This window comes from Enterobacter cloacae complex sp. IR5428 (genome assembly GCF_049238585.1).
GTDB lineage: Bacteria > Pseudomonadota > Gammaproteobacteria > Enterobacterales > Enterobacteriaceae > Enterobacter > Enterobacter intestinihominis.
The window spans coordinates 291,012-308,182 of sequence record NZ_JBMKHV010000004.1 but is presented as its reverse complement, the minus strand read 5'-3'; the positions used below and the strand labels follow the sequence as shown (position 1 = coordinate 308,182).

Genomic DNA, 17,171 nt, shown 5'->3' with positions numbered 1-17,171 from the left:
CCCGGCCCACCTCAACAGGAGAGAGCATGTCGATAACCTGTCCGGATTGCCACGCAGCGCTCGAGCCGCAAAACGGTATCGCGCACTGCGACAGCTGCAATAACGATATTCCCCTCGAAGCGCGCTGCCCTGACTGCCATCAACCGCTTCAGGTACTCAAGGCCTGCGGTGCGGTGGACTATTTTTGCCAGAACGGCCACGGGCTTATCTCTAAAAAACGCGTGGAGTTTGTTCGGGCTGAAGGTTAATCGCACACGCAGCCTTCACCTTTCTGCCACAGTTCCACCAGCGACTCGGGTGCTTCCTGCTCGGGTACCAGCACGATGATATCGGCGTAGTGCGCCTGATTTTGGCCGGTCCAGATAATCTGGATGCGGAAATAGCGCTGGTCACCGCTGCCGGGGGAAGAGGCTTGCCCGGGCGGCTGGCCGCGCGGGAAAGCCTGCTCCAGAATGCTCACCAGGCGCTGGCGCTGGGCCTCATTAAGCGAGGAGAGCGCAATGGTGCGCTGGCCGCTCAGCTTAGGGATAAAAGCGACGCCGCCTTCCCGGGCCAGCTCAACCACGGCGTCATCCGTCAGTTCCGGAACCTGCATTACAGCACTCCTACCTGTTCCCAGGCTTGTTTTATAGCCGCCCCAACGTCGCTACCGGAGCGTTTCTCGCCGTGCGCTATCGTCAGTTTTGCAAAGGCATCAAAATCCGCATCCTGCGCCAGGTTGCGATCGCAAACCGTGTCGTACCAGGCATAACCCGCTTTTTCCCAGGCGTAGCCACCGATCGCCGTTGCGGCCAGGTAAAACGCGCGGTTGGGGATACCGGAGTTAAGGTGTACGCCGCCGTTATCCTCGCGCGTTTTGATGAAATCTTTCATATGCCCGGGCTGCGGATCTTTACCGAGCAGCGGATCGTTATAGGCCGTGCCGGGTTCAGACATGGAGCGAAGCCCTTTCCCGTTGATGCCCTCCGCCAGCAGCCCTTCACCAATCAGCCAGTCTGCTTTATCGGCGGTTTGCTTAAGATAGTATTGCTTCACCAGCGAACCGAACACGTCGGATAACGACTCGTTCAGCGCGCCCGATTGTTCAAAGTAGATGAGTCCGGCTTCGGTCTCCGTCACGCCGTGGCTAAGCTCATGCGCTACCACGTCGATGGCAATGGTAAAGCGGTTGAAGATTTCCCCGTCGCCATCGCCAAAGACCATCTGCTGGCCGTTCCAGAAGGCGTTTTGATACTCACGGCCATAGTGCACGGTGCCGGTGAGGATCAGCCCTTTGTTATCGAGCGAATCGCGCTGATATTCCTTCCAGAAGAAATCATGGGTAATACCCAGATAATCGTACGCTTCATCCACCGCCACATCTCCGTTGGAGGGCTGGCCTTCATAGCGTACCTGGGTACCCGGCAGCTCCTGGGTCTGTTTCGCATCGTAGATGTCACGCTCAAGCTGACCGGCTTTATTCACATGCGGCGCGGCGGGTTTGCCCGGCATATGGGCCATCAGCGTCTGGACGTGGGTTAAGGTCTGACGGGCGCAGCGCTGCTGCGGCTCAGAACCGCTTTCGATAATACGGCGAAGAATATACGGAGGGATGACGCTATGTAGATGGGGCATGCTGCTCTCCTTATTAAAAAAGGCAATAGCAGCAGTATAGTTTGTAACCGGCGAAGATTTATCCGCTTTTACGCTGACGCGTTTTTTTCACCGGTTTGATCTCTTTCACTTCACTCTCGACCCAGCCGTCAGAAAGCCGGGTGGTGAGCACATCCCCTGCTTTAACCTGCTTCGTCTGCTTCAGCACTTTGCCGTCCGTCGCGGTGGTCACGCTATAGCCGCGGGCCAGCGTGGAGAGTGGGCTGACGGCTTCCAGATGGGTGACCGCATTGCCAAAACGCTCGCGGGTGGCGCTCAGGCGTGAGCGGATATTTTCCGCGAGGCGGAACTCAAGCTGCTGGATCCGCGTTTGTGCGCGATAAATCTTTGGCTGCGGATTCTGCTGGTTCAGACGCTGAGTCGTGCGCTGCTGGCGCGATATCGCTTTCTTAAGCTGGTTATCCAGCGCGAAGTTCATCCGCTGACGCAGACGCTCCAGTACGGTTTGCTGACGCGCCAGACGCAATTGCGGATGCTGCTGTTGCAGACGATGATGAAGCTGGGTAAAGCGGCGGGTACGGTTGGCGAGGAAGTAGTCCATCGCCATCTCCAGGCGCTGCTGCCCGTTCTGGATCTGGCGCAGCAGCTCCTGCTGATTACGGCTGACCACCTCTGCCGCCGCGGACGGCGTGGGCGCGCGTAAATCCGCGACAAAATCGGCTATCGTCACATCCGTTTCATGGCCGACGGCGCTCACCACAGGGATAAGGCTGGCAAAGATTGCCCGCGCCACGCGCTCGTCGTTAAAGCTCCACAGGTCTTCCAGCGAGCCGCCGCCGCGCCCGACGATCAGGACATCGCACTCCTGACGCGCATTCGCCAGCTCAATCGCGCGCACGATCTGCCCCGGCGCATCGTCACCCTGAACGGCAGTTGGGTAGATAATGACGGGCAGGGAAGGGTCACGGCGCTTCAGGACGTGCAAAATATCGTGCAGCGCCGCGCCGGTTTTCGAGGTGATAACTCCAACACAGTGGGCAGGTGAGGGCAGGGGCTTTTTAAACCGCTGGTCAAACAATCCCTCAGCCGAAAGCATGGCTTTTAACTGCTCGTACTTCTGCTGCAACAAGCCTTCACCGGCGGGCTGCATGCTCTCGACGATAATCTGATAATCGCCGCGCGGCTCATACAGGGTAATGTTGGCGCGAACCAGAACCTGCTGGCCATGCTGAGGGCGGAACGTCACGCGACGATTGCTGTTGCGGAACATCGCGCAGCGCACCTGAGCGGTGTCGTCTTTTAGCGTAAAGTACCAATGACCGGAAGCAGGCTGCGTGAAGTTAGAGATTTCACCGCTGATCCAGACCTGTCCCATTTCCTGCTCAAGCAGCAAACGCACCGTCTGATTAAGGCGGCTGACAGTATAAATTGAGGGGGATTGAGAGGATAACATGTGAGCGGGATCAAATTCTAAATCAGCAAGTTATTCAGTCGATAGTAACCTGCTGAGAGGCGATCGCAAGCATTTTTTTCAAAAAAGTGTAGATGCAATCGGTTACGCTCTGTATAATGCCACGGCAATATTTAACCACCCAGGTCAGAGATATTGCCCATGCTACGTATCGCTAAAGAAGCACTGACGTTTGACGACGTCCTCCTCGTTCCCGCTCATTCCACCGTTCTGCCGAATACTGCCGACCTCAGCACGCAGTTGACGAAAACCATTCGTCTGAACATTCCTATGCTCTCCGCAGCAATGGACACCGTGACTGAAGCGCGTCTGGCTATCGCTTTGGCACAGGAAGGCGGCATTGGCTTTATCCACAAAAACATGTCTATCGAGCGTCAGGCGGAAGAAGTTCGCCGCGTGAAGAAACATGAATCCGGTATCGTGTCCGATCCTCAGACCGTTCTGCCAACCACCACCCTGCACGAAGTGAAAGCGCTAACCGAGCGTAACGGCTTTGCAGGTTACCCGGTTGTGACCGAAGACAACGAGCTGGTGGGCATCATCACCGGTCGTGATGTGCGTTTCGTGACTGACCTGAACCAGCCTGTCAGCGTCTATATGACACCAAAAGAGCGCCTGGTGACCGTTCGCGAAGGCGAAACCCGCGACGTGGTGCTGGCGAAAATGCACGAAAAACGCGTTGAGAAAGCGCTGGTTGTGGATGCGAACTTCCACCTGCGTGGCATGATCACCGTTAAAGATTTCCAGAAAGCAGAACGTAAACCGAACGCCTGTAAAGACGAGCATGGCCGTCTGCGCGTCGGCGCTGCGGTTGGCGCGGGCGCAGGTAACGAAGAGCGCGTTGACGCGCTGGTTGCCGCGGGCGTTGACGTGCTGCTGATTGACTCCTCACACGGCCACTCCGAAGGCGTTCTGCAACGTATTCGTGAAACCCGTGCTAAATACCCGGATCTCCAGATCATCGGCGGTAACGTGGCTACGGGCGCAGGTGCTCGCGCACTGGCGGAAGCCGGTTGCAGCGCGGTGAAAGTGGGTATCGGCCCTGGCTCTATCTGTACTACCCGTATCGTCACCGGCGTGGGCGTTCCGCAGATCACCGCGGTGTCTGACGCGGTTGAAGCGCTGGAAGGCACCGGTATTCCGGTTATCGCGGACGGCGGTATCCGCTTCTCTGGCGACATCGCCAAAGCGATCGCCGCAGGTGCCGCAGCCGTGATGGTGGGCTCCATGCTGGCCGGTACCGAAGAATCCCCGGGCGAAATCGAACTCTACCAGGGCCGTTCTTATAAATCCTACCGCGGTATGGGCTCCCTGGGCGCGATGTCCAAAGGTTCCTCCGACCGTTACTTCCAGACCGATAACGCCGCTGACAAACTGGTACCGGAAGGCATCGAAGGCCGCGTGGCCTATAAAGGCCGTCTGAAAGAGATCATCCACCAGCAGATGGGCGGCCTGCGTTCCTGTATGGGGCTGACCGGCTGTGGTACCATTGACCTGCTGCGTACCAAAGCGGAATTCGTACGCATCAGCGGTGCGGGTATCCAGGAGAGCCACGTGCACGACGTGACGATCACCAAAGAGTCCCCGAACTACCGTCTGGGATCATGATTTTCTTCGCCCGACCTCGTGTCGGGCGATTTATTTAATCTGTTTCACTTGCCTCGGAATTAGCGTCAATGACGGAAAACATTCATAAACATCGCATCCTCATCCTCGATTTTGGTTCTCAGTACACTCAACTGGTGGCGCGTCGCGTGCGTGAGCTGGGCGTTTACTGTGAGCTGTGGGCGTGGGATGTCACGGAAGCACAGATTCGCGAGTTCAATCCAAGCGGCATCATTCTGTCCGGCGGCCCGGAGAGCACCACCGAAGAGAACAGCCCGCGCGCGCCGCAGTACGTATTCGAAGCGGGCGTACCGGTGTTCGGCGTGTGCTACGGCATGCAGACTATGGCGATGCAGCTGGGCGGCCACGTAGAAGGCTCTAACGAGCGTGAGTTCGGCTACGCGCAGGTAGAAGTCGTCACCGACAGCGCGCTGGTGCGCGGAATCGAAGACTCCCTGACCGCAGACGGCAAACCGCTGCTGGACGTGTGGATGAGCCACGGCGACAAAGTCACCGCTATCCCGTCGGACTTCGTGACTGTAGCCAGCACCGAAAGCTGCCCGTTCGCGATTATGGCGAACGAAGAAAAACGCTTCTACGGCGTGCAGTTCCACCCGGAAGTGACTCACACCCGTCAGGGTATGCGCATGCTGGAGCGCTTCGTGCGTGATATCTGCCAGTGTGAAGCCCTGTGGACCCCGGCAAAAATCATCGACGACGCCGTGGAGCGTATCCGCCAGCAGGTTGGTGATGACAAAGTGATCCTCGGCCTCTCCGGCGGCGTCGACTCCTCCGTGACCGCGATGCTGCTGCACCGCGCCATCGGCAAAAACCTGACCTGCGTCTTCGTGGACAACGGCCTGCTGCGTCTGAACGAAGCCCAGCAGGTCATGGACATGTTCGGCGACCACTTCGGTCTGAACATCGTTCACGTGGAAGGCGAGCAGCGCTTCCTGGACGCGCTGAAAGGCGAGAACGATCCGGAAGCGAAACGTAAAATCATCGGCCGCGTATTCGTGGAAGTGTTCGACGAAGAAGCGCTGAAGCTGGAAGACGTGAAATGGCTGGCGCAGGGCACTATCTACCCTGACGTGATCGAATCCGCCGCCTCCGCAACCGGTAAAGCACACGTCATCAAATCTCACCACAACGTGGGCGGCCTGCCGAAAGAGATGAAGATGGGCCTGGTTGAGCCGCTTCGCGAGCTGTTCAAAGACGAAGTGCGCAAGATTGGTCTGGAACTGGGTCTGCCGTACGACATGCTCTACCGTCACCCGTTCCCGGGCCCGGGCCTCGGCGTACGCGTGCTGGGCGAAGTGAAGAAAGAGTACTGCGACCTGCTGCGTCGTGCGGACGCGATCTTCATCGAAGAGCTGCACAAGGCTGACCTGTACAACAAGGTAAGCCAAGCGTTCACCGTGTTCCTGCCGGTTCGTTCTGTAGGCGTAATGGGCGATGGACGTAAGTACGACTGGGTTGTTTCCCTGCGTGCTGTGGAAACCATCGACTTCATGACCGCGCACTGGGCGCACCTGCCGTATGACTTCTTAGGCCGCGTGTCTAACCGCATCATCAACGAAGTGAACGGCATTTCCCGCGTGGTGTATGACATCAGCGGCAAGCCACCGGCGACGATCGAGTGGGAATGATTTCGCGTCTGGCTACAGCCTGTAGGTAAATGCAGTAAAGTATCTCTAAGCCCGCGTAACTGCGGGCTTTTTTGTTTTTTATGTCTGGCACTTTCTGGCAGCGTTAGCAACGAAGAGCATAATTTCAGAACGCACTGTGGCGCAGAAAGTAACAGAAATTTATGCTGTTGGCCTCTCGTACCATGAATTAGAGAATTGGATATTCCCATCTACAATACGCCATGTGATTTTTTCATATTGCATAGAGACGGATTCCATATGATTTAACTTATCATTGCCTGATAATTTAACATTGGGCACACCACAATTAACACCCGTTATTTTTACATTTTCCATTAATACGGTGTAATAACACACCTCCTGGCCCGCATCATTGATATGATAAAATTTTACTTCTGCACTTTTTAATGTTTGCCCTGTAGCTGCTGCTTTGTAGAGATAGGGACTGGAACTGTCGACTTCTTTTTCAAAATTAAATGATGAATGTTGGCGTGTTCCGGTGATCTTTCCATTGGCAGTATCGACGGGAAGGTTAACACCATGGCCCATACTGATTACCTCGATAGAGCCCTCACGATCCTGAACATCTACAGAGCCTTTGATATCTGCACCACCATCATCTTTTAGCCAAAGATAGGGAGGGATAGGCATTTTATTTACTCCTTATTAGTTTAATTAACTTCATTGTTATGATGTAGAAAAAGATAGAGGTAAGAGTGTTGAATGAAATTAATACATAATCATAACTATAATAGATATCTTCGGGTGTTGGGTTGTTGCTAATTAAATAGGAAATTCTAATAGCTGTTTCGTGACTTATTAATGGATGTTCAGTTAAGTAGCAAACATCTAACCATGAAACAATAGCGAATATGCCGATGAAAAGAACCATTCTAACAGAACTAAGGACAAGTTTTCTGATAACCACCAATACTGACCTCAATTGTTCCATAGGATTCTAAATCAAGACCTTTAACCTTTGCTGTCTTTGTTCTTAATAGTGCGTTTCTTAATCTATTGTAATCTGATTGGCTTGGTAAAGTTATACACCCTTCTGATACCTGACCGGGATGTAGCCTAAATCCACCTCTGGCTACGCTTTTGTAAAATGTAGAATCATCTATATTCCCATCGTCGCGAAATAAAGCAAACCATTCAGAATGATCAACATGATAACTAAAAGTGCTTTTATATGTATCGACTCCCCAGGCTCTAAATCTGTTAGCCATACTTCCTTTAGGCCTGTCTACTATATAATATTTACCTTTTGGTAGCGGTCCAACGTTAGGAATGATGCCACATGCTCCTTTGTTTCTGTATGCACCGTTACCAGAAAAAGCCATAAAGACTCCAACACCATCAAATTCAAGTGGTGAGTAATCAGCATCATTTATAATAAACTTTCCATGCAAAGTCATGTATCTCTCTTTTCTTTATAGATGCTTATGAAAATTATCTGCATATAGTGCGTGTGTTTTTAAAATAAACTATACATAAAGTGCGCATTTAATTATTTTACTCTAAAAAAGGTTGGCTTGCCTTTGGAAAGTAGATCTATATCAATTTTACAGCTACACCCGATAGTAGATCGTTTTAAGGGATGTGTTCATAAAAATATAAAGTGAAGTTCCACAGATAATCCCGACAAAAATCATCCCTACAGTTGTGCTCGGAACCTCGACGCAACGAGATTAAGGACAATATATAAGAAAGCCGATTATCGAGAATAGCGTAAAGCCAAAATACAAGGACTGAGCTGATATGATTGAGTGGGAATAAGCCCGTAAACCTTTCTGCACGTCATAAGCAGTTAAGACTGATAACCCCCCCTTTTACAGAGGGTTTTTCTTTTGTAACTGATATCCGAACGGGACGTGAGCTACTGGCTCATCTGCCGGGATCCACGGCAGCCGATACTGCGTCGCCATGCCCCTGGCGCCAGACCATACTGACGCTTAAAGCTGCGGTTGAAGGACTGCTGAGAATCAAAGCCCAGCGCGATCGCCACGTTCAGAATCGGTTCATCGCTTTGGGCTAAGCGCTCAACTGATTTTTGCAGCTTTTGCGCGCGAATATATTCAGCGAGAGGGGAGCCGGTATGTTCTTTGAAGATCCGCTGGAGATGCCATTTCGAATAGCCGGCTCGCCTGGAGACGGTTTCAATGTCCAGGCGGCTATCAAGGTTGTTGTCGATCCAGTCGAGCAAATCGTGAATGAATGCACCCGTGTTCATCTTGCTTCCCCCTACGCCACGCATTAAAAGCATCTTTGTTTGTTGCACTTAAAGGTGGCCCGTTTTGATATTAATTGCAAGTTTTATTGTTACATTTAAATCCCTTCTCAAAACCCGTGATTTACCTTCGCCGCAAATAGCACATAAAGTGCAACAATTATTCTTGCACTTAATTAAGCGCCTTCCTACAATCGCCGCGATAGTGTATTCGCAACTGTTACAGTTTTGTGGCGATGAACGACACAAATGGCCTTAAGCCAGACCGGACAAAGGAAGTGGCGCGGCGCCTCCCGCTGCGTCTTGCCCGGCGGCTACAATAACCGGAATAAAAATAATGAGCCTGCAAAAAACCTGGGGTTACTTTCATCTGAGCGCGACGGGGGTGGTTTTACTCTCCGCGCTTCTCGTCGGGTGCGATGACAGCGTCGCGCAAAATGCCGCACCGCAAGCGCCCGTCGTCAGCGCAGCTGACGTGGTGGTGAAATCCATTAGCCAGTGGGACAGCTTTAACGGTCGCATTGAAGCGGTGGAAAGCGTTCAGCTGCGCCCACGCGTCTCCGGCTACATTGATAAAGTGAATTACACCGACGGCCAGGAGGTGAAAAAGGGCGAGGTGCTGTTCACGATTGATGACCGAACCTATCGCGCGGCGCTGGAACAGGCGCAGGCGAACCTGGCGAGAGCCAAAACGCAGGCCAGCCTGGCGCGAAGCGAGGCTAACCGTACCGATAAATTAGTCAATACCAACGTGGTATCTCGTGAAGAGTGGGAGCAGCGCCGTTCCGCCGCTACCCAGGCGCAGGCCGATATTCGCGCGGCGCAGGCGGCGGTTGATGCCGCGCAGCTCAACCTCGACTTCACCAAAGTGACCGCGCCTATCGACGGTCGCGCCAGCCGGGCGCTGATCACCAGCGGTAACCTGGTGACTGCGGGTGACAGCGCCAGCGTGCTCACCACCCTGGTCTCACAGAAGACGGTTTACGTCTACTTCGACGTGGACGAGTCCACCTATCTTCACTATCAGAACCTGGCCCGCAGCGGGCAGGGGGCGTCCAGTCACCACACGGCGCTGCCAGTGGAGATTGGTCTGACGGGTGAGGAGGGCTATCCCCATCAGGGCAAAGTGGATTTCCTGGATAACCAGCTCACGCCGAGTACCGGTACAATCCGCATGCGCGCGCTGCTGGATAACTCACAGCGTCAGTTCACGCCGGGACTCTTCGCACGCGTGCGCCTGCCGGGCAGTGCGGAATTTAAAGCCACGCTTGTTGACGATAAGGCGGTGCTGACCGATCAGGATCGTAAGTATGTTTATGTCGTTGATAAAGACGGGAAAGCGCAGCGCCGCGATATTACGCCGGGGCGTCTGGCCGACGGTTTACGTATTGTACAGCAGGGGCTGAATCCCGGGGATAAAGTCATCGTCGATGGTTTACAAAAAGTGTTTATGCCGGGTATGCCGGTTAACGCGAAAACCGTTGCCATGACCGCCAGCGCCGCCCTCAACTGATCCCTTACCTGAGAATCCAATCCATGGACTTTTCCCGTTTTTTCATCGACAGGCCGATTTTTGCCGCCGTACTGTCGATTCTGATTTTTATCACAGGATTAATCGCCATCCCGCTGCTGCCGGTGAGCGAATATCCTGATGTCGTGCCGCCAAGCGTGCAGGTGCGCGCCGAGTACCCGGGCGCTAACCCGAAAGTGATTGCCGAAACCGTGGCGACGCCGCTGGAAGAGGCGATCAACGGCGTTGAAAACATGATGTACATGAAATCCGTCGCGGGCTCCGATGGCGTGCTGGTGACTACCGTCACCTTCCGTCCGGGTACCGACCCGGATCAGGCGCAGGTACAGGTGCAAAACCGCGTCGCACAGGCCGAGGCGCGTCTGCCGGAAGACGTTCGGCGTCTGGGCATTACGACTCAGAAACAGTCGCCAACGCTGACGCTGGTGGTGCATCTCTTTTCGCCTGGCGGTAAGTACGATTCACTGTATATGCGTAACTACGCCACGCTGAAGGTGAAGGACGAGCTGGCGCGTCTGCCCGGCGTGGGTCAGATCCAGATTTTCGGCTCGGGTGAATACGCGATGCGCGTCTGGCTGGATCCAAACAAGGTGGCGGCGCGCGGACTGACGGCCTCGGACGTGGTGACGGCGATGCAGGAGCAAAACGTACAGGTATCCGCCGGGCAGCTTGGCGCCGAGCCGCTGCCGAAAGAGAGCGATTTCCTGATCTCCATTAACGCCCAGGGCCGTCTGCATACCGAAGAAGAGTTTGGCAATATTGTCCTGAAAACAACGCAGGACGGTACGGTCGTCCGCCTGCGCGACGTGGCGCGTATCGAGATGGGTTCCGGCAGCTATGCGCTGCGCTCCCAGCTGAACAATAAAGACGCGGTCGGGATTGGTATCTTCCAGTCGCCGGGGGCAAACGCCATCGATCTGTCTAACGCGGTGCGCGCCAAAATGGACGAACTGTCCACGCGATTCCCGGACGATATGAAGTGGGCGGCACCTTACGACCCAACGGTATTTGTGCGCGACTCGATCCGTGCGGTTGTACAAACGCTGCTGGAAGCGGTGGTGCTGGTCGTGCTGGTGGTGATCCTGTTCCTGCAAACCTGGCGCGCGTCGATCATCCCGCTGATCGCGGTGCCGGTATCGGTGGTGGGTACCTTCAGCATTCTTTACCTGCTGGGCTTCTCGCTGAATACCCTGAGCCTGTTCGGGCTGGTGCTGGCCATCGGTATCGTGGTGGATGATGCCATCGTGGTGGTGGAGAACGTCGAGCGAAATATCGAAGAGGGGCTCGCCCCGCTTGCGGCGGCGCATCAGGCGATGCGTGAAGTGTCCGGGCCGATTATCGCCATTGCGCTGGTGCTGTGTGCAGTGTTTGTGCCGATGGCATTCCTCTCTGGCGTGACCGGCCAGTTCTACAAACAGTTTGCGGTAACGATAGCCATTTCCACGGTGATCTCTGCGATCAACTCGCTGACGCTTTCTCCGGCGCTGGCCGCGCTGCTGTTGAAGCCGCATGGTGCCCCGAAAGATTTCCCGACCCGGCTTATCGATCGTCTGTTCGGCTGGATTTTCCGTCCGTTTAACCGCTTTTTCCATCGCAGCTCGACCGGCTATCAGGGACTGGTAGGTAAAACGCTTGGCCGACGCGGTGCAGTGTTTGCGGTTTATTTGCTGCTGCTTTGTGCCGCGGGTGTGATGTTTAAAGTCGTACCCGGCGGGTTTATTCCGACGCAGGATAAGCTGTACCTGATCGGCGGCGTGAAAATGCCGGAAGGCTCGTCGCTGGCGCGTACCGATGCGGTGATCCGCAAAATGAGCGAAATCGGGATGAATACCGAAGGCGTGGATTATGCGGTCGCGTTTCCTGGCCTGAACGCGCTCCAGTTCACCAATACGCCGAACACCGGGACGGTCTTCTTTGGCCTGAAGCCGTTCGACCAGCGTAAACATACTGCGGCGGAAATTAACGCGGAGATCAATGCGAAAATCGCGCAAATCCAGCAGGGCTTTGGCTTCTCGATTCTGCCGCCGCCGATTTTAGGGCTGGGTCAAGGGTCCGGTTATTCCCTGTATATTCAGGATCGTGCTGGTCTGGGCTATGGCGCGCTGCAAAACGCGGTGAACACCATGTCCGGGGCGATTATGCAGACGCCGGGTATGCATTTCCCCATCTCAACCTACCAGGCTAACGTTCCGCAGCTGGATGTGCAGGTTGACCGTGATAAAGCGAAAGCGCAGGGCGTATCGCTTACCGATCTTTTCGGCACGCTGCAAACCTATCTGGGCTCGTCATATGTAAACGACTTTAACCAGTTTGGACGGACCTGGCGCGTAATGGCACAGGCCGACGGGCAGTTCCGCGACAGCGTGGAAGATATCGCGAATTTACGCACACGCAATGACCAGGGCGAAATGGTGCCGATTGGCAGTATGGTGAAAATCACGACCACCTACGGGCCGGACCCGGTGATCCGCTACAATGGTTACCCGGCGGCGGATCTTATTGGTGATGCTGACCCGCGCGTGCTCTCTTCCGCGCAGGCGATGACGCAGCTGGACGCCATGTCTAAGCAGATCCTGCCGAACGGGATGAATATTGAATGGACGGACCTGAGTTTCCAGCAGGCCACCCAGGGCAATACGGCGCTGATCGTCTTCCCGGTCGCGGTGCTGCTGGCGTTCCTGGTGCTGGCGGCGCTGTATGAAAGCTGGACGCTGCCGCTGGCGGTGATCCTTATCGTGCCGATGACGATGCTCTCCGCGCTGTTCGGCGTCTGGCTGACCGGGGGCGATAACAACGTCTTCGTGCAGGTGGGGCTGGTCGTGCTGATGGGGCTGGCCTGTAAAAACGCGATACTTATCGTGGAGTTTGCCCGCGAGCTGGAAATTCAGGGCAAAGGCATCATGGAGGCTGCGCTGGAGGCGTGCCGCCTGCGTTTACGCCCGATTGTAATGACCTCTATCGCCTTTATTGCCGGGACCATTCCACTGATCCTTGGTCACGGGGCAGGGGCAGAAGTCCGCGGCGTCACCGGGATCACCGTCTTCTCCGGGATGCTGGGCGTGACGCTGTTTGGTCTGTTCCTGACGCCGGTCTTTTACGTGACGCTGCGTAAATTCGTGACGCGCGGCAAAGCGGAAAGAGAGGTGTTGCCTGCGTAGGACGTAGCAGATAACAAAAAGCCGCCTTCATTGTGAAGGCGGCTTTTTTTTCGCAATCCGTCAGGATTAAGGCGCTTTTTTATGCTGCGTACAGAGTTCCGGCACCGGATCGCACCCGCTGGTATCGGCTTTTTTCACCTCTTCCAGCGCGCTGGCGACGGTATGGCGCGCTAAAACCGCTAACGAAGCCTGCTCTGCTTCATCAGCGATTGATTTGAAGTACCAGCAGGCGTTGGCGCTGACCACACAGCGGGCCGGGACGTCAGGACGGGACGCCCACAGCTTTTTATCTTCAGTGACGGAAAGGTAGATATCACGCAGGGTGATCTCTTCAGCCGGGCGGCCAAGGTGAATAGAGCCGTTGCGGCCAAGCGTGGAGACGATAATGCCGTCCCGGGCGAGAGGAACCATTAATTTGCGGATAAAGCTCGGATTCGCTTCCAGGCCGTAAGCCAGGATTGCACTCGTCGAACGTTCACCCGATTGCTCCGCCATCGCTACGCTGAGAACCATCTGCAAAGCTGTCGGGAAGCGGTAATCTAACATTTTTCTGTCCTGGGTTGCGGTGAATCTTGTTCTTTTTGGCACCGCAGAGGTGAATAATCAGTAAGTAACAATATAACAAATACGGTAATTTTATTGAAGCAATCTGCGGCATACGTGAAGTAACGCTGCGCTGACACATGTCAGGACGTGTAGCGCCGGGTTTACGTTCATGCGAACGCCGGATTCGGGAAATCAACGGTCACCATAAGACCACCTTCGGCTGACGTATTCAGATTGACCCTGCCGTTGTGTTGCTGCGTAACGGCTTTGACGATGGCAAGCCCCAGTCCACTCCCGCTTTGGGTCTGATTAGGATCGCGGAAAAATCTGTCGAACACGCGCTCCCGCAGTTCAACCGGGATACCGGGGCCCGCGTCTGAGACGCGCAGCTGAGCGGACGTATCACGCGATTGCAGTTGTACCTCAATGCGTCCACCCTCAGGGCTGTACTTCACGGCATTCTCAATTAAATTGTCGATCAGCGACACCAGACGTTCCCGAATGCCTGCGACATGGATTTCATCGTCACCGAAGAATTCAAACTCAATCCCGCGTGCCGATGCCAGCGGCTCCAGTGCGGCCATTCGCTCCTGAATAAGCGTTGTCAGCGGCACAGGCTCCATTACCGTGTCGATGTGCGCTTCGCTGTGCTTCATCAGCAGAAGCTGATTGACGAGACGAGCAGCACGGCTATTGCTGCGAACAATGCCTGCAAGCAGCTCCTGCTGGCTTTCGCTGATGACCCAGGACTGCAGCGCCTCGACGTTGATTCGCATCGCGGCCAGCGGCGTACGCAGCTCGTGCGCGGCATCGGCAATAAATACCCTTTCCCTTTCGGCGCTTTTCCGCACCCTGGCGAGAAAGTCATTAATCGCGTCCACCGTCTGGCGCAGCTCCCTGTGCCTGGGAACGGCTTTTAAGGGAGAGAGATCGTCTGGCGTGCGCAATGAAATTTCATTCACAACCCTGTTCCAGGGGCGCATCGCGATGCGGATTGACAGCCACGCGGGAAAAAGAAGAAAAGGGATGCATACCAGCAGCGGCATGACGTAATAGCCGCGCGAGTTCAGGTAGATAAAGAAATTCCAGCTGCCAGCCGGGGTGAAAAGGGTGACTTCAACGTCGGAGCGCGCGGATTTGAGCGTGCGGCTCGTCCAGGTGTGGTCTCCGGTCCGGACGCGCTGCATTTCCCCCAGGCGGCTATTTTTCACCTCCGTTGGCGCGCCACGCGAAGAAAAAATAATCTCATTATGCTTGCGAACGATCAGGTTGATAGCGAGTTCCGGATCTTCACCGCCGCCATACCCCTCCCGCAGCGCCTTGCTGAACGCGGCCAGCACCTCATTACGCGCCTGCGGCCTATCCTCCATGCTCTCAACAAGGGAAAAGAGGGTTTCGTAAGTCTCACTGCCCGTGAGTATTGGAGGGCTGCGCAGGTCCTCCAGCAAAATGAAGGTTAAAAAGAAACACCAGAGCAACGTAAGCAGCAGCATCTGGGCGACCAGCATTCGCCTGACCAGCGTAGGGAGCCTGAGGCGGTACCAAAAATTACGCATCAACCTGCCGCCTTCTGAACCGGTACGGTATCAATGACGTACCCTACGCCCCGCACCGTTCGCACAAAGCCATCGCCAATTTTTCGCCGCAGGTTACCCATATGCACGTCGAGCGCGTTGCTGAGATTTTCTTTCGTGCCGAATATCCTCTCTTCCAGATACCGCCGCGTAAGCACGCGATCGGCGCGCAGCATTAACGTTTCAAGCAGCGCATATTCGCTTGCCGTCAGCTCAACGTGGCGTGCGCTCACCGTTACGCGACGCGTCGGAATATGAAGCGACAAACCGCGAATTTCTATTGCCTCATTTTCAAAACCGTAACTGCGTCGCGCAAGGGCTCTCACGCGTGCCAGCAGCTCGGCGAGAACAAAAGGTTTGACCAGATAGTCGTCCGCGCCCGCGTCCAGCCCGCACAGGCGGTCCTGCAGCGTGCCTCGCGCCGTCAGGATAATGACGGGGATCCCCCGGAGCTGCTGACGCAGACGCGTCATCAGGCTCATGCCATCGCCATCGGGCAGCCCCAGGTCGAGCAGGATAAGCTCCGGCACGCAGAGCTCAAGCTGATGCAGCGCATCCTCTTTCCGGCGTACCCATATGACATCAAATCCTTGATCTGCAAGGGCGAAACGTACGCCGTTGCCGAGATCCAGGTCGTCTTCAATTAGTAGAATTTTCACAAAGGTAACGGTATCAGCAGTGGATGAAGAACAGCTTAAGAAAAAAACGGTATCAGGAAATCATTCAACTTTACAGAACCAGCACGTGCTTCAGCGTTTCTTCATTTTCGGCTCATAAGAACCTTAGGGAGGGTATTCAGAATGAGCGCGCTGGCGTTTAACACCGCTTGAATCGTAACCATCTGAATCCAAAAGGGCTTCTTTAATGAGAAACTGCAAACTGCGTCACAGGTTCCCCCGTTCACTCATCGGTCGCAGCGTGAAAAGCATCCTGTCGGGGGCCGTCCTGGCGTTACTGGCTACCCCGGCGCTGGCGGCCGGGCAGCGCCAGGACAACGTGTTAACCCTGGGGGGCGGCGTGGATGTTGCGCCACGCTATTCCGGTTCGGATAAGAGCCGCGTTACTGCGGCTCAGGTGGTTGATTACGCGATGGCAAATGGGTTCTTTATCAGTACCACCCGCGGGCTCGGCTACGGCAACCGCGTTGGCAACCTGGATTACAGCGCTGCGCTGAGCTATCGCGCAGGACGTAAGGATCGCGACGTAAGCAGCGATTCAATCGCCTCCGGCAGCGACTATCTGCGGGGGATGGGTGACGTCAAAGGCTCAGCCGTCGTTGTGCCGGGGCTGGGGTACAGGGTAACTGACTGGCTTAACGTGCAGCTGCAGGCTGAGGTCCCGGTTTCGGAAAGAGACAACGGTGAGGCTGTGCACTTCGGCATTGCCAGCCCGCTCTACACCTCTCCTGAAAACTCGGTGACGCTGGCGCTGACCGGCAGCTGGGGATCCAGCAAGTACATGCAAACGTACTACGGGGTCAGCGCCGCCCAGTCGGCCGCATCGGGATTTGCCCGACATGATGCCGGATCGGGCATATACGCCTATTCGCTGAACCTGGACTGGACCCATAAGCTCACCTCCCGCTGGAGCCTGCTTGCCGCAGCTGGCGTTACGCAGCTGACGGGAGAGGCGGGCGATAGCCCCATTGTTCAGCGAAAAACGTCTCCTGTGGGAAGTTTGAAGGTGACGTATAGCTTCTGATGGTTCAGTGAGGGCGAAGGCGCGTTTGTGACAAAACCGCACATAACCCCGTTACAGGAGCCGGAAGTACATAAAGCCCGTAGGATGGCGTGGCCCGAAGTCGGACCGTTCAT

15 protein-coding genes are annotated in these 17,171 nt (G+C 55.3%); 6 read left to right on the top strand and 9 right to left on the bottom strand.

The features are described from left to right. Positions 1–26 precede the first annotated feature (26 nt). Complete coding sequence (locus ACOTXC_RS07965; protein WP_023300707.1) at positions 27–248, top strand: zinc ribbon domain-containing protein; 222 nt, start codon at positions 27–29, stop codon at positions 246–248. Here ACOTXC_RS07965 and ACOTXC_RS07960 read toward each other — a convergent pair. Genes ACOTXC_RS07960 through xseA form a run of 3 tightly spaced genes read right to left on the bottom strand, consistent with a single transcriptional unit; the run spans position 245 to position 3,046 of the window. Continuing rightward, positions 245–595 carry a protealysin inhibitor emfourin gene (locus ACOTXC_RS07960; RefSeq protein ID WP_006811517.1) on the bottom strand — a complete coding sequence of 117 codons (351 nt, stop codon included), beginning with the start codon at positions 593–595 and terminating at the stop codon, positions 245–247. The genes ACOTXC_RS07965 and ACOTXC_RS07960 overlap by 4 nt on opposite strands. Beyond that, positions 595–1,614 (bottom strand): M4 family metallopeptidase, encoded by a 1,020-nt coding sequence (locus tag ACOTXC_RS07955; protein ID WP_180256899.1) that lies wholly within the window; start codon positions 1,612–1,614, stop codon positions 595–597. The genes ACOTXC_RS07960 and ACOTXC_RS07955 overlap by 1 nt, the downstream gene beginning before the upstream one ends. A gap of 58 nt (positions 1,615–1,672) precedes the next feature. Continuing rightward, positions 1,673–3,046, bottom strand: a complete 1,374-nt coding sequence (xseA, locus tag ACOTXC_RS07950; protein ID WP_421767547.1) for an exodeoxyribonuclease VII large subunit — start codon at positions 3,044–3,046, stop codon at positions 1,673–1,675. Positions 3,047–3,205: 159 nt separating this feature from the next. On the opposite strand from xseA, the gene guaB reads away from it, so the two are divergent. Both guaB and guaA read left to right on the top strand, forming a co-directional pair. After that, positions 3,206–4,672: an IMP dehydrogenase gene (gene guaB / locus ACOTXC_RS07945; RefSeq protein WP_003860601.1), complete on the top strand. Its 1,467-nt coding sequence runs from the start codon at positions 3,206–3,208 to the stop codon at positions 4,670–4,672. Between the two features lie 68 nt (positions 4,673–4,740). Then, positions 4,741–6,318 carry a glutamine-hydrolyzing GMP synthase gene (guaA, locus tag ACOTXC_RS07940; RefSeq protein WP_006811514.1) on the top strand — a complete coding sequence of 526 codons (1,578 nt, stop codon included), beginning with the start codon at positions 4,741–4,743 and terminating at the stop codon, positions 6,316–6,318. 159 nt (positions 6,319–6,477) lie between these two features. Here the strand turns inward: guaA and ACOTXC_RS07935 are convergent, their stop codons facing one another. The 3 genes from ACOTXC_RS07935 to ACOTXC_RS07925 form a co-directional block, all read right to left on the bottom strand. Continuing rightward, positions 6,478–6,969: an Hcp family type VI secretion system effector gene (locus ACOTXC_RS07935; protein WP_421767546.1), complete on the bottom strand. Its 492-nt coding sequence runs from the start codon at positions 6,967–6,969 to the stop codon at positions 6,478–6,480. A gap of 251 nt (positions 6,970–7,220) precedes the next feature. Continuing rightward, positions 7,221–7,736 carry a DUF2778 domain-containing protein gene (locus ACOTXC_RS07930; protein WP_421767545.1) on the bottom strand — a complete coding sequence of 172 codons (516 nt, stop codon included), beginning with the start codon at positions 7,734–7,736 and terminating at the stop codon, positions 7,221–7,223. A gap of 461 nt (positions 7,737–8,197) precedes the next feature. Further along, entirely contained in the window at positions 8,198–8,551 is a 354-nt protein-coding gene (locus ACOTXC_RS07925; RefSeq protein WP_421767544.1) for a helix-turn-helix domain-containing protein, read from the bottom strand. 334 nt (positions 8,552–8,885) lie between these two features. On the opposite strand from ACOTXC_RS07925, the gene ACOTXC_RS07920 reads away from it, so the two are divergent. Further along, complete coding sequence (locus ACOTXC_RS07920; RefSeq protein WP_022648992.1) at positions 8,886–10,061, top strand: efflux RND transporter periplasmic adaptor subunit; 1,176 nt, start codon at positions 8,886–8,888, stop codon at positions 10,059–10,061. Between the two features lie 23 nt (positions 10,062–10,084). Next, complete coding sequence (gene oqxB, locus ACOTXC_RS07915) at positions 10,085–13,237, top strand: multidrug efflux RND transporter permease subunit OqxB (protein WP_023300700.1); 3,153 nt, start codon at positions 10,085–10,087, stop codon at positions 13,235–13,237. Positions 13,238–13,303: 66 nt separating this feature from the next. On the opposite strand, the gene ACOTXC_RS07910 is transcribed toward oqxB, so the two are convergent. The 3 genes from ACOTXC_RS07910 to ACOTXC_RS07900 form a co-directional block, all read right to left on the bottom strand. Continuing rightward, a complete protein-coding gene (locus ACOTXC_RS07910; RefSeq protein ID WP_003860591.1) occupies positions 13,304–13,783 on the bottom strand; it encodes an RrF2 family transcriptional regulator in 480 nt (159 codons plus the stop codon). Positions 13,784–13,950: 167 nt separating this feature from the next. Continuing rightward, positions 13,951–15,339 carry a sensor histidine kinase gene (locus ACOTXC_RS07905; protein WP_421767543.1) on the bottom strand — a complete coding sequence of 463 codons (1,389 nt, stop codon included), beginning with the start codon at positions 15,337–15,339 and terminating at the stop codon, positions 13,951–13,953. After that, positions 15,339–16,016 carry a response regulator gene (locus tag ACOTXC_RS07900; RefSeq protein WP_038416495.1) on the bottom strand — a complete coding sequence of 226 codons (678 nt, stop codon included), beginning with the start codon at positions 16,014–16,016 and terminating at the stop codon, positions 15,339–15,341. The genes ACOTXC_RS07905 and ACOTXC_RS07900 overlap by 1 nt, the downstream gene beginning before the upstream one ends. A 205-nt stretch (positions 16,017–16,221) precedes the next feature. Between ACOTXC_RS07900 and ACOTXC_RS07895 the strand changes: the two genes are divergently transcribed. After that, positions 16,222–17,058: a MipA/OmpV family protein gene (locus tag ACOTXC_RS07895; RefSeq protein ID WP_058676992.1), complete on the top strand. Its 837-nt coding sequence runs from the start codon at positions 16,222–16,224 to the stop codon at positions 17,056–17,058. Positions 17,059–17,171 lie beyond the last annotated feature (113 nt).

What these genes read in the sequence shown, in the direction of transcription:
- ACOTXC_RS07905 (WP_421767543.1), bottom strand. Translation starts at nt 15,339, where the DNA reads ATGCGTAATTTTTGGTACCGCCTCAGGCTCCCTACGCTGGTCAGGCGA.
- ACOTXC_RS07930 (WP_421767545.1), bottom strand. Translation starts at nt 7,736, where the DNA reads ATGACTTTGCATGGAAAGTTTATTATAAATGATGCTGATTACTCACCA.
- ACOTXC_RS07960 (WP_006811517.1), bottom strand. Translation starts at nt 595, where the DNA reads ATGCAGGTTCCGGAACTGACGGATGACGCCGTGGTTGAGCTGGCCCGG.
- ACOTXC_RS07965 (WP_023300707.1), top strand. Translation starts at nt 27, where the DNA reads ATGTCGATAACCTGTCCGGATTGCCACGCAGCGCTCGAGCCGCAAAAC.
- ACOTXC_RS07925 (WP_421767544.1), bottom strand. Translation starts at nt 8,551, where the DNA reads ATGAACACGGGTGCATTCATTCACGATTTGCTCGACTGGATCGACAAC.
- guaB (WP_003860601.1), top strand. Translation starts at nt 3,206, where the DNA reads ATGCTACGTATCGCTAAAGAAGCACTGACGTTTGACGACGTCCTCCTC.
- guaA (WP_006811514.1), top strand. Translation starts at nt 4,741, where the DNA reads ATGACGGAAAACATTCATAAACATCGCATCCTCATCCTCGATTTTGGT.
- xseA (WP_421767547.1), bottom strand. Translation starts at nt 3,046, where the DNA reads ATGTTATCCTCTCAATCCCCCTCAATTTATACTGTCAGCCGCCTTAAT.
- ACOTXC_RS07895 (WP_058676992.1), top strand. Translation starts at nt 16,222, where the DNA reads ATGAGAAACTGCAAACTGCGTCACAGGTTCCCCCGTTCACTCATCGGT.
- ACOTXC_RS07935 (WP_421767546.1), bottom strand. Translation starts at nt 6,969, where the DNA reads ATGCCTATCCCTCCCTATCTTTGGCTAAAAGATGATGGTGGTGCAGAT.
- ACOTXC_RS07955 (WP_180256899.1), bottom strand. Translation starts at nt 1,614, where the DNA reads ATGCCCCATCTACATAGCGTCATCCCTCCGTATATTCTTCGCCGTATT.
- ACOTXC_RS07920 (WP_022648992.1), top strand. Translation starts at nt 8,886, where the DNA reads ATGAGCCTGCAAAAAACCTGGGGTTACTTTCATCTGAGCGCGACGGGG.
- ACOTXC_RS07910 (WP_003860591.1), bottom strand. Translation starts at nt 13,783, where the DNA reads ATGTTAGATTACCGCTTCCCGACAGCTTTGCAGATGGTTCTCAGCGTA.
- oqxB (WP_023300700.1), top strand. Translation starts at nt 10,085, where the DNA reads ATGGACTTTTCCCGTTTTTTCATCGACAGGCCGATTTTTGCCGCCGTA.